The 14,144-nt window shown below is 63.4% G+C and carries 8 protein-coding genes; 1 reads left to right on the forward strand and 7 read right to left on the reverse strand.

What is annotated here, in order from left to right; translation table 11 throughout:
• Nucleotides 1-455: 455 nt before the first annotated feature.
• The 7 genes from AB0J97_RS48665 to AB0J97_RS48695 form a co-directional block, all read right to left on the reverse strand.
• Nucleotides 456-1,025 (reverse strand): hypothetical protein, encoded by a 570-nt coding sequence (locus tag AB0J97_RS48665; RefSeq protein WP_364103373.1) that lies wholly within the window; start codon nt 1,023-1,025, stop codon nt 456-458.
• Nucleotides 1,026-1,060: 35 nt separating this feature from the next.
• The gene (locus tag AB0J97_RS48670; RefSeq protein ID WP_364103376.1) at nt 1,061-1,948 is read right to left on the reverse strand and encodes a DUF6731 family protein; all 888 of its coding nucleotides are present in this window, start codon (nt 1,946-1,948) and stop codon (nt 1,061-1,063) included.
• A gap of 192 nt (nt 1,949-2,140) precedes the next feature.
• Nucleotides 2,141-4,720 (reverse strand): DUF3962 domain-containing protein, encoded by a 2,580-nt coding sequence (locus AB0J97_RS48675; RefSeq protein ID WP_364103379.1) that lies wholly within the window; start codon nt 4,718-4,720, stop codon nt 2,141-2,143.
• Nucleotides 4,720-7,992 (reverse strand): hypothetical protein, encoded by a 3,273-nt coding sequence (locus tag AB0J97_RS48680; RefSeq protein ID WP_364103382.1) that lies wholly within the window; start codon nt 7,990-7,992, stop codon nt 4,720-4,722. Before AB0J97_RS48680 ends, AB0J97_RS48675 begins: the two co-directional genes overlap by 1 nt.
• A gap of 29 nt (nt 7,993-8,021) precedes the next feature.
• Nucleotides 8,022-9,242 (reverse strand): hypothetical protein, encoded by a 1,221-nt coding sequence (locus AB0J97_RS48685; RefSeq protein WP_364103385.1) that lies wholly within the window; start codon nt 9,240-9,242, stop codon nt 8,022-8,024.
• A gap of 463 nt (nt 9,243-9,705) precedes the next feature.
• Nucleotides 9,706-11,358, reverse strand: a complete 1,653-nt coding sequence (gene rmuC, locus AB0J97_RS48690; RefSeq protein WP_364103388.1) for a DNA recombination protein RmuC — start codon at nt 11,356-11,358, stop codon at nt 9,706-9,708.
• Nucleotide 11,359: 1 nt separating this feature from the next.
• Nucleotides 11,360-11,911: a hypothetical protein gene (locus tag AB0J97_RS48695; RefSeq protein WP_364103391.1), complete on the reverse strand. Its 552-nt coding sequence runs from the start codon at nt 11,909-11,911 to the stop codon at nt 11,360-11,362.
• A gap of 187 nt (nt 11,912-12,098) precedes the next feature.
• Between AB0J97_RS48695 and AB0J97_RS48700 the strand changes: the two genes are divergently transcribed.
• Nucleotides 12,099-14,144 (forward strand): N-6 DNA methylase, encoded by a 2,046-nt coding sequence (locus AB0J97_RS48700; protein WP_364103394.1) that lies wholly within the window; start codon nt 12,099-12,101, stop codon nt 14,142-14,144.

The raw sequence follows: 14,144 nt of genomic DNA on the forward strand, positions 1-14,144 counted from the left end.
TCCCCCATCGGTAGCAACCGCAGTACGGCGAAGGTGTTCGTGACGGCGAGATAGGCCAGACGAAAGAGCACGAACGATCATCATGCCGCACTCCGAACGGCTGGAGATCATTTGCGTCAGGCGATCCCCAGCAAGCCCATGACCTGGTCGGATGACATTATGGGCAGGCGCACTGCCGCAGCCTTCGGCATAGGCAGCATGGCCTGATTACCGATGAGGATGGACCTTCTCATGATAGCCCTTGTGACGAGCGAAATCTTCTATTGGCTGCTTTGGCTATCCGGTCTGACGATCGCCACACCCATGGCCTGACCACGGCCGTGGGTGGCCTGGTTCATGCCCGCACGCTGGGCCGCCTCTCAGCCAACCCCTCACCGATCAAGACCCATCTGGCGCAGGGGAGCGCCGTTCATGAGATTCTGCGGGCTTGAAGTTCCGCCGACCACGTCACTGAATTAAACAGCCTGGCTCACTCGATCACCAGGTTTGTCCCGCCAGCGCTGCCCTACTTGTGGGGCTGGCGCACGGCCGGCATCAACCCCATCCAAGTCGGTTACATCAAGCATGGCCTGGAACAGATACATTGCGCGGATGAATTTAAATATAGAAAGAACGACCACGACCTCAAAAAGCCAGCGCGCCACACTTAGGCCGCCACTCTTGCTTCCATCAAGCGCCATGGCCAACAGGCACATGAATGCAGACAAACCTGGGACGATAAGTGTCCCCAACCACTGGCGGCGGAGAACAGGCCCCACGCTCTTCTTGAGCGTGCGAGCACGATTGCCGGATGCGCTCGCGTAGTGGGCGATGGCCGCAGCCGAGGCAGAGAAGATGATGGCGATGACGGCGCCGCCGATACCGTACAGGTCCCGCCGATCGCCTTGCGGGATCCACCCGATGATGTCACCGTGACCAAGGACCAGGACAAGCGCAAGGTGAGGACCAACGAGACAGGCCGTAGCCAGTAGGTCCACCGTGGGGTGTTCGAGGATCAGGTCGGCGAGCCGGGATTCCCGCGACATGCGTGCCTCCTCGTATGTCTCCCTTGACCTTAGCCTCAGGTCGCATCGACAGATAGACGCAGCTCGCGATCATGCTGAACTGCTACGTCCATAATGGCAGCCACAGCCGACGAATTTCGGATGGACTGGCCACTGTCATCCAGGCTAGGGATCGTCCGCTTTGCAGTGATGCGCTCCTGCATGAGGTTCACATCCTCGGCGTGGGCATCTTCGCTGTTGTCCCAGTAGGTGAGCTTGGCCTTGGCCCTCTCGGTCACGTCGCTGTGGGCGGCGAGCTCCATGACGTCGTCAAGCAGTTCATGCTGAGCGCGCCGGTGGGCCTTGTCGGCAGCGACCTCTACCATGATGGTGACCTTGATGTCGCCATACTCTTCGCGCAACGTCCTCATGGTTCGGCCTAGCCGGTTGCCTGACTCGGCCATCACCGCTGCCTTACTTGTGCCCACGCGCAGCTCCATCATGCGAGCGCCGTTGGCCTTCCTGATCTTCTCCATGGCACTGCTGTTGATGATTGCCCGAACCTTGATCTCTCGATCCAGCAGAGACAGACCGTTGATCCACTCCTCTAGGGCTGAACACCCCGGGGCCGAGGTCGAGCCGCGGATCATACCGACGACGTTGCCGAAGGCAAGGAAGCAAACGACGGATGTCTCCAGCAGCCCCTGGTTCTCAGCGGAGGTGAACTGCTCGATCGAACCGTCCTCAAAGTTGATACGTTCCACCCATTCGGTCTCGTCCTTGACCTTGCCCAAGAGCAGATGATCTTGTTCGTCGTACGTGATCACGTGACCAACCAGCGTGCGCAGCTTGCCCAGGTGGGTCCTTTCCTTGATGGAGGCGTGGAAGACCTTGCCCAAGATCTGAGGCCAGTCAATCTGTTCGATCCTCTGATTCTCCTTGTCGACGATCTCGAAGAACGCCACCGTGCGCTCCTTGTCACGTCTGATTGTCACGGCAGTGCCACCCGCCTATCGTTGGGTCGAAGCAGAGGATTGTGCCGACTATCCCACAACTGCGGCAACAGAACCTCACGATCTGCCCGACTTGGGTCCCCGGCAGCATCAACTATTCGAGAAGCGCTTGATCAGAGTGAGTAACGCGTTGTGGCCTTCCCCCTAAAGCAGGTACTCATCGGCCAACGAAGGCAGGTGGAGCGGTAGAGGCAGCGTCGAGGCGATGTCGGTGTGAAGGGCGGCGCGGCGGAGTGCTTGGGTGTACGTTGCCCATGCTCGGCGCTCGTCTCCGGGCTGGAGGAAGGCCGTGACGATCTCGATTGGGTTGGGGTTGCTGCCTTGTTTGAGGGCGTTCCTGGTCTGGTCAGGATCGAGCTTAGTGACCGTTAGAGGGGTCTGCATCTGGTCTGATCTGGGGTTTACGGCGTAGAACACGTGGTCGTTGAAGGGGTATACGCCACTGGTCCGACCGTAGGTTTCTTCCTTGACACCGAGCGCTCGCGGGACTTCTTCCTGAGCGTCACGTTCGCGGATGCGGATGACGCGAAGCCCGGGGCATTTCGCGGGCAGGAGGTACTCGACGCTGTCGTCTGCGGGATTGCGGCCAGGTAGCACGAGCCTGTTGGGAGTGAGATGCTGGTCTTGGAGCCAGTCCCAGCCACGGGTGCGGAAGGTACTGGTCCGGATGAAGACTGCACGGTCATGGGTGACCTGGTCGATGCCGAGTGCCGCGGCGAGGAACTCAGCGATTCGGATCCGGAAATTGCTACCCTTCCGCCGGGGTAGCCTTCCTTGGCCGGCGGTCAAGGCGAGAGGCAGATCAGCGTAGGGCAGTTCCTCGGTACCGTCGCTGGTAGCGAGTTGGGCCGTCGCGGTGCCGTCGCTGGTGATGCGGACGACGATGGGAATATCTGCCCCATTGCGGGTCTCAAGCCAGATGCCGATCAGTTCGAAGTTGCCGGTGATCCCAGGCGGGGCAGGGAGCACACCCACGCGTCCCAGGGACCGCAAAGCGTCCTGGACCGCTGCGGTGGCGCGGTGAATGTCGCCCAGCGTGAACTGTGTTTCGGGGAGAGTCTTCTTGACCACCTTGGCATCGGGCTTCGGCACGTAGTGATTGATGGGGTGGATGCACTGCAGGCGCCGGTTCAACGGCGGAAACGCCTGCTTCAGGACGCGATAGGGATCGTCCTTGTTGATTGCCTCGAAGTAGGCCGGAGTCCGGATTTCGACGATGGCAGCCCGACGATCGACACTTCTGCCGATCATTTGTTCGATGTGTTTGATCCGGCGGGTCGCCTGGGTTCCCTGCTTCTCGCCTTTTGCGGGTCGGGGGATGCCTGCTGCGATGTCGTGTTGTTGGCGAAGCTCCACTGTGAGGTTGCACGGGCCGCTGAAGGAGTGGATCTCGATAACCTCACCGTCATCTGCGGTACGGGCGGCTGAAGCTGTTTCGTTGTAGCCGAGCCCATGGGTGATCGCGGCGAGGATGGCTTGCCTGGTGACTGGCGACTCGGTCCACAGCTCGAGCGTGTAGGATGCGTGGGCGTCCACGATGGGGCGAAAGAAGCGTGGGACGGCCGTCTTGGCTTCTTGAAGGTCCGGCACCGCCACGATTCCCAGTGGCTCCAGGGCCTTCCCCATGCTGATATGCAGGTCATAGTGGTCGATCGGCAGAAACCCAGTCTTGGCCGCGTGTAGCACCGACTTCACCGCCTTGTCGTCGGTATCTTCATCGCTGGGGGCGCTGAGCTTGGTGCCGGTGGAGTAGAGGGCATAGGCGGACACCGGCTGATTGATGTAGGCAGCTGGGGCAATGACCACGTCGTGCGGGTCAGGGAAAGTGTGATGGGTGAGATGGGCCAGGGCCTGCGCGAGTCCGGGGTTCCAGGCCCACCGATAGCCGTCACCGAAGCGGCGTCGCCCGATGCCGGCGCTCACGAGGGTGGGCTGCTCGGCCGCCCGCACGTAGCCGCTGCCTGCGAGGAGCCAGAGCATCATGCTTGGCGACCCGCTTCCTCTCGCGGGCACGTATCGAATGGGTTGCAGAGGGAAGCGGACGGTGCTGAGTTCGGCATGGACCCGGGCTCGGCCGTGGGTCGGCACAGTCTCCACATGAAAGTCGATCTTTGGCGCCCACAGACCTGCTCCGAGTTTGGGGTCGTCGATGCGCTCGGGCGGCCACCAGATGGCGGAACGGTGACCGGAGTTGTCCACCGGGCCGAGGATGAACGAGCGGTGTTCTCCGCGGATCTGCATCCCTGCGGCCGCGACGAGGCTGGCAAGGTAGCCAGGCAGCATCCGAAAGACGGCTGGGTCCGGTTTAACGGTGCCGTTCGGGTGGGTCCGACTTGCGAGAAGGTCCAGTTGGGTCGGTCGCCAGTCGAGTTCTTCATCATCGAGCAGGTCGAACCAGTCCAGGTCGGGCCGCTCGGGCGTGACGCGTGTTGAGGCCCAGACGGCGACGGCGGTGCGGATGACCTGCCTGTCGACGCGAGCGTGGCTGATGAGCCAGTACTCATCGTCGACATTGCCGGCCACGTGGATGATATTGGGGTCCAGAGTGTCTAGAAGTTCGACGAGAGACCAGGTAGGCAGCTTGCGGTCATCCCCATGGGGGGCCTGGCTCCTGATCCGACGTAGCCACAGTCTCGGGAACCTTGCCGTCAGGCAGGTTACCGGCAGCGACGCTCCGGACGTGATCTCATAGGCGATGAGTCGGAGATGGTCGTAACGCGGCATCAGTGCCCCATGTCTCGGTTGCGGAACAGGTCGCCAAGCAGACCCCAGACGGCTTCGGCGATGGCATGGTCGCGGATGTTTTGCACGGACGCGCTGTTTGCGGGCTCTTTCAGCAGCCAGGACAGATGTTGATCGGCTGCCACAATCAGGCTGGTGCGGGGCGTGTCTGGTGCCCGCTCGTCCGGGTCGGCGTGTCGAGGAGCGAAGGCCGCGTCAGTAAGGATTACGTGCGTGGGCTGGTGGCCCCGGATGCTGCGTCCGATGGTCTGCCCCATCGGGACGAGGGCGTTGGCGACGAAGGCGGGCCTCTCGGTCCGGTCGTCCAGGCGGCGGAAGAAGGCTGGGCGGCTCATCAGGTTGTACCAGTCGGCGCGCGCCTTGTTGCCCAGTTCCTTGGCCGCTTCCGCGATGGAGGACAGGGGCATCGTGGACGAGGCACCGGCGGGGTCCATGAGATAGGCCATGGCGCGCTGATTGATGAGGGAGAGTGGAAACTTCGGGTCGGTGGGCGGCGGGTGGATACGCGCCAAGTAGAACACCGCTCCGAGAGCTGCGGTGCGATTGGCGTTGAGGATGTTGTAGCCACGTTGGATCGCCATCTCCGCGGCAACGAGAATGTCGTCTCCGGACTCTGGAAACTTGGTGATCATGCGGCGGTGGAGGCCGTACTGTCCCGGATCGTTGGCGTCTGGGGTCACGTTGCGGGCGCGATAGGGGGTTCTCAGGTTGATGTGCTCTGCCACCAACTTTGCTTCAGCCCCGCTGAGCACGACGAACAAGACCTGCTGGCGGTCGTCGTCTAGATCAGCCCGTACCTGCTCCAGGAGGCTGACCACTGCTCCAGGCCGGGGCAAACAGATCCCGCTGACGAGTTGCCGGAGGGCGTCGTTGCGTTCCGTTCCCTGCCGCCCGGACACTGCGATGGGCTTCTTACCGTCTGGGCGCAGGCTCTTCCGGAACCACAGCTTGCTCTGCGCCAACGCGCGCCGGTCCTCCACGGGCTCCCGCAGGACCGCCGATGGCGGAATCGGAATGTGGTAGAACGACGAGCCCGGAGCCCAACTGGTTGCCGAGGTGAGAATTACGTGCGGTCCCTGAACGCCCTCGGGTTCCAGGAGATCATGCATGTGGTGCAGGAGCCACCGACCGACGCCGCGAACCCACAGGATTCTCAACGCGCCAGTGTTCCCCAGACGGTTGGGCAGCCACTGCAGCGCAAGGAGGTTCCCCATGGGTGCCTCAGGGATCAGCGGCTGGTAGTCACGGGGAGGCTGCTGTCGCCAGAAGGTGTCCTCATCGTCCAGGGGCAGAGATGCGGCCACCGCCGGATAGAGCGTGGACATCTCGAAGAACGAGGTGGTGATGCGGCTCGCCCAGAACCCTGCTTGGAAGAGCGTCGTGAGCATGGCAGCGTTGGCCCGGACATGAGCTAGCTGCCCGGGGGGAGCGTGTTCCACTAGCCAGTCATTGATCGCCTCGTCGATGGCGTCTTCGTCAGGGATATCGGCCTGCAGAGCCACTACTATTTGAGCGAGCTGCTCGGGGATTGCCGTCAGGATGCCTTCAGTGAAGATCTCCAGGTGTTGGCGGAAAAAGTCGTCGGCGGCATCCTCGAGCGCCGCGTTGTCGTCCATGCGCTTCAGCGGCAGACCGTGCATCATGCGAGCGACCTGCAACAGCAGCGAATATCCGGTGAACGGCGCCTTTCCTATCACCTCGTACAGGCCTTGGTCATTCAAGACGAGTTCGTACAGCTTGTCGATCGCGCGCTGGTGGATCCGGTCGTAGTCGTTGAACCGGATCACATTGCGGTCCCGAAGCTGGAGCCGGCCTATCCGGTCGAAGCCGTTCACCTTGCTGATCGTGGTCCGGTCGGTCCAGCCCTCGCCGGGGGCGACGAGGGTTTCATACTGCACGAACCTGTCGTCGAGGTCTTGCTGTACGTTGTCCGCCTCGTCAATGATGATCAGGTCGGTGTGATGCTGACAGGCTTCGAGCCACCGCATCTTCGCCTCAGACGGCTCGGCCCGGCTGGCGACAAAACCGGGCGCGGTCGTCACCCAAACCTGCGCATGAGCGATCCGCCGCTCGGTCTCCTGTTGGGGACAGACGGCCAGCAACGGGCAATCGTGAACCTTGCTCTCCCCGTCGGTGGAGCGCAGGGCGTTTCGGCAGGGGAAGTTCTCCGGCGAGAGTGGCGCCCACTCGGGATGGTTCGTCTCGCGCAATGGGTCGAGCAGGCAGATCGTGTTGACGAAGTCAGCCGCGGGATCATTGTCAGTGGGGAAGACACTGAGCGAGGTTGCCAGCGTCGACCGCCAGTATCGTGCGGCGTGTTCGGTGCGGCTGTTTTTACCGACCAGCGGCACGGCGTCGATCCCGACGCTGCGCAGGAACGACACTTTGGCATAGACATCGGTGACCGACCCGACTACCAGGGTGACGTGGTAGCCCTTCTCGACCCGGTCCCCGGTCATCAGGTCGGCTAGCGTGGACTTGCCGCTGTTCATCAGTCCGACGATGTGCTCGACCCCATTGACGTCAAAGGCCTCGGGCATCTCGATGAGTTTGCCTGTCTCGTTGTCGACAGCACAGAAAACGATCTTGTTGAGGCGATCGACCCAGTTGCGGTTCGTGATCTCAGGCTTGTCCGCAAGCGCGCTATCGAAGCACACGGCGACTGGTGCCAGATCCTCCTCGAAACTGATTCGCCAAGCGTCGCGCTCCCGATGCTGCCGTAGCGTCAGGGCAGGAGGAGGCGGCAGTAGCTCGATGCCCTTCGGGATGCGAACACGTTCCTCGACCTTGTCGCGCCTCAAGAAGGTGTAGAGCTTGCCCGGCTCAGCCTGAGGTCGCACGGGTTCGAGGTCGTAGGACACCGGATCGGTCAGTGCCGCCTCGTAGTAGTCGAACCGCTGGGGGCACACCGACGAGCGATGTGGAATGAAACTGGTCTGATCGTTGATCTTCCGAGTCGCGTCATCCGTACGGGTGAAACCACGGACCTCGACAGGCAACCGCCGGTAGTGATCGAGGGACACTCGCCAGTACCCCCGCCGACCCATGTCGCCCATCCGGTGCCTGAGCCTGCGCACCACTGGTTGGAGCTCCGGCTCCACGAGCACATAGCCGGACAAGATCGGCCACAGCGCACCAATCGGTTCGCCTTCGAAATGACGATGCAAGAAGTGTAGGCCGAGCTCGAGCGCGACCAGATCGCGCGCCGACAGACGCCCTACCGGGAGAACATCGCTGGCCTCCAGCTCGTCCACCAACTCCTGGCACCACGAGGAATGATCCCTCATCGCTCCACTACCTCCTCAGCCCTGGCGACAACACTGGCGACGAAGGCGTCCTCGCTAACGACAGAGACACCCGACACCCTCCCCTGCAACTCGGCCCGCAGATCGGCGACATAACCTGGCTGGTCGGCGCGGTGTGTCGGCAACACCAGGAAGCGCCTGTCGCAGGGCGGGTCGGGTCGCCAGGTGAATCCGAGCCCCAACAGACCCGGACTCACCTGATCCTTGGCGTCCGCGCCCCACACCTCGACCACGTCGCGCCCGGACAGGAACGACACCCGGATGTCGTAGGCGTCCAGGCCCGGCCATGCCTCGACGCTGATCGGTCTCTCCGCCGACATCTCGGCGAGACGGTCCAGGATTCTGGCCTCGACCAGTCCGGGATCGCGGAAGAACCTCCTGGTCGCGCGGTGCTGAACGTAGTAGCCGCCCACTGCGTCAATGACGAGATCAGTTGTGCGTCCAGTGCAACCCGTAGTGCCACAGCCGTCGATGCCCCGCTGCGTAGGGTTACCGCAAATGTCGCAGACATCGATCTTCACCTGTCCTTGGGAAGCCCGATGCACGTAAGCCGCCTGGATGAAGCGCTGTAACATCGGCTGTCCGTTGCGCCCATGCTTGGGAAATCGGCCGGTGAGCCGGCGTACTTTGGCTTCGGTCAGGATTGGGTTGTCGATGAGGAGCCGACGTAGTTCGCAGTAATGTGTTTGGACTTCGGCCTCGTCTGTCGCGTTCAATTCCGCGACGAGCATGAGCTCCCGGAACACCAGGTTCTCAACCAGTTCGGCTTCGACATCACGGATCGACAGTCGCGCTGCCTGCTCTGCCATCGGCGTCAGTTCGTCGCCGTCCAGCAAGCTCTCCTCGATGTCGGCTACCGACAGGCGTAGAGCGATCGGCCACTCCCTGAACGGCCTTCGGCACAGTTCGAAAAGCTCTAGATCGTTTCGTGGCGGGGTCTCTCCCGCGGTATGGAATCGCCACCACAACCGCGTCATTCCCGATCGCCACGGCGCTGGCAGCAGTCCCTGCTCCGCCGATGTGCGGGTCAGGTGCTCGCCCGCATCCATTCGACGTCGATCGTCCCTAATCCTTGCGAGCCCTGCTGCCAACAACATTACGGTGACGTAGTCACCATCTTCCTCCCGGAACGACAGGTTCTCAGCCCAGCCAGGCGCATCCAACTGGACGCCTGCGTTCTTCGACCCTGACGACGTCACCGCGACACCTCCATCACGACAAGCATCGAGTGGGACGCTGCTCGATCTCCATGCAGTGGTACGCAACGGTTTGTAATGAGCAGTTCATCCATGGCGTGAAACCTTGGTGGTGAGTCGCCTTCTCAGGCGGACGGTCCGAACTGGTCCAACCTGCCCTCGGACACCGGGCGTCGCTCTCGGTGTGCCTTCGGCTGGGCTGCGTGACCAAGGTACGCTCATCTACAGACAATTTCTTAGGTTGCCGGGGAATCTGAAGATGGCGTCTTACAGCTCGCAACGTCCGTACGGGCTCCGGTTCCTGACCGAGCAGATCGCAGACTTGCTCTGCAAACGCCCGAGGCCACGCGCTGTCTTCAGCGACCTTGGCCCGTACCTTGCTTGCCAAGAGCTGCCTGTCGGGCGACAAGGTCTGCGGCTACGTGGTGAATCAGCGAGGGCGGGCTGACGCCGCGATGATCCTTCATCAACCGGCGATCCCGTTTTCGGTGCCAGGTGCTGGCGGGATCGCTCGGATGCCTGCCGTGGCGTTGGCCGATTCTACGAGCTCTGGACTACCAAGCGGTCGCGTAGCCTGCTCGGCTGCCTTGAGCTCGACCAGCTGGCTTTCCACAACCTTGAGCGTGTGGAACTTACGCGCCGTCACCATGACCCGGCCCTCCATCGAGCCGACCGTGTCGTTGTAAGCCTTGACCGACCGGTCGAGAGACTTGCCAAGCGTGTTGAGATGCCCACCCATGACCGAGAGCCGCTCATACAGTTCGCGACCGAGTTCGTAGACCTGCTTGAGGTTGTCCTGCAGGGCCGCCTGTGTCCACGCGAACGCCACGGTGCGGAGCAGAGCGATGAGCGAGGTCGGCGTCGCGATCAGGACGTTCTTGGCGATCGCGTACTCGTGCAGGGTTGGCTCCTTCTCCAGCGCCGGCTGGAGAAAGGCATCGCTGGGCACAAAGAGCACGACGAATTCCGGTGAAGCGGCGACCTTCCGGAAATACTCCTTGTTCCCGAGGGCGTCCACGTGATTACGCAGCTGCCGGGCGTGATCGGCCCAGTGCCCGTCCGCCTCTGCCTCATCTACGGCCTCGATCGCGGACATGAACGCTGCCATCGGAACCTTGGAGTCCACGACAACATGCTTGCCACCCGACAGGTGGATCACCATGTCAGGCCGGAGCGACCCCTCGCTGTCGGCGAAGTGCACCTGAGTGTCGAAGTCGCATCGCTCGACCAGGCCGGCCTGTTCCACGGCCCTCTTGAGATGCATCTCGCCCCAAGAACCGCGCACTTGCGGCTTCTTGAGCGCCTCGACAAGCGCCCTGGTTTCCTTCCGAGTCCGCTGTCCCTCCTCGGTCAGGGTGATCAGCTGCTGGCTCAGCGTGGCCTCGGCCGCGACGCGAGTGGTGGAGAACTCCTTGAGCTGCCGGTCCATCTCCGCCAACTGATCACGGACGGGTCTGCTCGCCGCGTTCAGGGTTGTCTCGGCCTTGGTCACCAGCTCGGCCTGGGACTTCTTCAGCATCTCGGCGGTCGCCGCGCGCAGCGTCTCCTCCAGGAGTCGGTTGTTGTCCGAGCGGGTCTGATCGAGCTCCTGGCGGACGGCATGCACCGTAGCGGCCTGCTCCAGCAGTGCCTGCTTCTGCATTATCAGCTCGGCCACCTGCGTCCTCAGGTCCTGAATCTCCCCGCGAAGAACAGACTCCTTCGCCTTCAGTTCTGTGATCGAGAGCTCTGCCGTGTGGAGACGACGGTCGGTTTCCGCTCCCCGCTCCTGCTCCGCCTGAAGTTCTAGCTGCAGACGCTGTGCGTCAACTGTCTCCCGCTGGAGGCTGCTCCGAGTCGCTTCCAACTCAGCGCTGAGCCGACCGAGTTGCTCATCCAGTGTCCTGCGCTCGGTCAGCGCGGTGGTGTGGGCCTGACTCAGATCGGCCAGTTGCCTCTGGGCCCTGTCTCGTTCGGCACGCAGCACATTCGCCTGCTCGGCAGCCTGGGTCCGCTGTTCCTCGGCGAGCTTCAACGCAACACGTTCGTCCGCCGCGCGGCCGCGGGCGACCAGATAGGCGATCGCGGCACTGACCAGTATGAGCACGATCGCCAGCACGACAAGGTAAATCGGGGACATCTCAACCCACCTGCTTCCAGTCCTGGCACCCGTTGGTCTCGAAGTACTCGCCCTTCTTGAGAGTCACCCTGGTCTGGCCCTGAACGTTGTCGTTGGCGATGATGGCGTCGAATTCGCCGGAGGCGTTCTTCAGACGGGCCCAGTAGCAGTTGGTGCCATCGGCCCCGGCCGTCTTGTAGGTCCCGGGCTTGATGTCCTCGCCGACGAGGTACTGACCGTCACCGGGGAAGGCCGTCTGCGGGGCGCTTGCCTCCGGGTCCGCCGTGGGCTCAGCGGTGACCGTCTCAGTTGCCGCGGGCGCAGCCTCGGCCTGCGCGGTCTCAGTCACCTTAACGGTGGGGCGCGGGGAGGCGGAGGTCCCGGCGCCGCTGCCCGCGCCGATGCCCAGGCCGATGACCAACGAGACGATCGCGGTGAGGCTGTGGGCCAGGAGGGGCCGGCCAGGACGGGCCGGGCGCGCCACGGGGGCGGTCGGCTGCCAGCCGGACTGGGGGAAGGGCTGCTGGTACGGCGGCTGCGGATAGGGGCCTGTGCCGGGGGTGTGGTCGGTCATGTCGAGTCCTCTCGCGGTCGGACTTCAAGCCCGAAGGGATTGATGAGAGAACTGTGTCTCAGGGAGCTTGACGAACGCTGAACCTACGTCGATAACCCCCCTTATCAGCATTTGCCGTACGCGAGCCAAAGGGCGGATGTACAGTGATGATCGCAACCGCAGATGACTATCGAGAAGGGGGATCGCCATGGCCGAGCGGCGACCCTCGCTGATCTCCTTCGCCGAGATCGCGGACTTGGCCAAAGTTGAGCGCCCCGTGGCCACAACCTGGGCCCGCCGCTACAAGGACTTCCCCAAGCCCATCTCCCGCGATCACGGCCGGCCTCTGTTCGACAGCGAACAGGTGGTGTCCTGGCTTTTGGAAACGGGGCGCGGCAAGGCTGACCCCGGCACGCTACGGGCCGAGTTGGCCCTTCACAGCCTTAGTGCCTGGCGCGATCGCCTGCCCGCCTCTGCCCTGGTCGCCACGCTTACCTCCCTGATCTGCCTACGCCATCACCTGGACGCGCCGTTGAGCACCATTTCCTGGGATGCTCTGGTACAGCACGCCGCTCGCGTCGACTTTGACGACGCCTATCTCTTGACCGAGGTCATAACGCTTTTCCCGGAAACTGGCACCGAACTTGCCGGCTTGACCGATGACCTGGTTGACGCCGCCTACACACCCGGGGAGGCGTTCGAGTGGGTGCTGGACAAGTGCCACCACCTGGGCGCCGGACAGTTGGTCCTGGATGAGCCGGCGCCGCTGGTTTCGCGGATGCTCGCCCAGCTCTCCGGAGCCGCGGCCCTTTCCGAGGGGAGCATCGTCGCCACGCCGTACGCCCGAACCGGCGGACTGCTGGCATCAGTGCATGAACAAGCGCCTGAGCACTCCCTCCTCGCCGCTGATCCGGATCCAGCCATGGCCCGGCTGGCTCGCCGCCGGATGTTCGTTCGCGGGCTCACTGATCTGCAGTTTGATGTGGCCGACGGTCACGAGCCGAACCTCGACGGGTGGGGGGACCCTGACCTCGTGGTCTGCGTCTTGCCCTATGAGCCCGCAGAGACCCGCCGGGCTCACCCGGTGCTGACGCGCATCGCCGATCTCATCGACTGGCTCGATCAGGGCCGCGTCGCGGTCGTACTGGGACCGGCCGATGCCCTGGCCCATGCGCTTGCACCGCATGAAGATGCTGATCTGTTGCGCCGCTGGTTCCTCACCGAAGGCCTGCTCAAGGCAGTGGTCACGCTGCCCGAGGGTGTGTTCCGTCATCGCCCCGGTTACCGGACGGCCGTGTGGGTCCTGTCACGAACACCGGAGGAGCGGCGAACTGGCCTGGTTTTGCTGGCGGACCTGTCCTCCATCCCCCTCAGTGAGCAGTCGGTCGACACGCTGATGGCCGACGTCGATATCTTCCGGGCTGCCCACTGGCGTGAGGACAATAGGCACGCCATACGGCACGGCGTGATCCTTCCCGTCCAGGTCCTCAACGATCGGCCCGGTACCGCTCTCACACCGCGGCACCGGCCACGGGAGACTCGGCACACCGAGAAGGTACGGGAGCGACCGGCTCGTATCGCGGAGCTGGAGATCGAATTCGCCAAGCTGATGCACCAGGAGCCAGCCGAGCTTCGCATCCGGGCCATCGAACGGCAGGGCGACCAGGCCGTGCGAACCAGTGTCGCCCGCATGCTCAAGGAACGCCGGGTACGCAAGATTCCAGGTCACCGGGTCAAGGACGAACACCTCAGTACCGATGGCGACCTGATCGTCATCACGCCAGAGGAGGTGCTCGGCCGGGCGCCTCTGGGCGCACACCGCACCAACCTGCTGGCCTTCACCCAAGCCTTCGAGCACGGGGCACTTACCCGACCCGGCGACATCGTGATCACTGCCAACCCGGAGTTGGGCGCTCTGGTCGATTCGGAGGGCTCTTCTGTCGTCGCCTTCCCGGCCCGCATCCTGCGGACGCGACCAGACGCCGAGCGCCCGGTGCGGCCCCGGGTGTTGGCCGCCCTGCTGCGCGCCGCCGCGGCCGAGCATCGCAGAGTCGAGGGCGCGCTGCGAGTGCCGCGGCGACTGGAGGAGCTTCTTATCCCGGAACTCTCCCCCGACGAGGCCGAAAGGTACGACACTCTTCTGGCCGAGATCGACCGACTGGGGTCGCTCCTGCAGAGGCAGGCCGCAACTCTAGCCGCCCTAGACCAGCTCACCGCCGCCGGCATGGCCGACGGCACGCTCACGATCACCTAA

Origin of the sequence: Nonomuraea sp. NPDC049607, assembly GCF_040675375.1 — a bacterium.
GTDB lineage: Bacteria > Actinomycetota > Actinomycetes > Streptosporangiales > Streptosporangiaceae > Nonomuraea.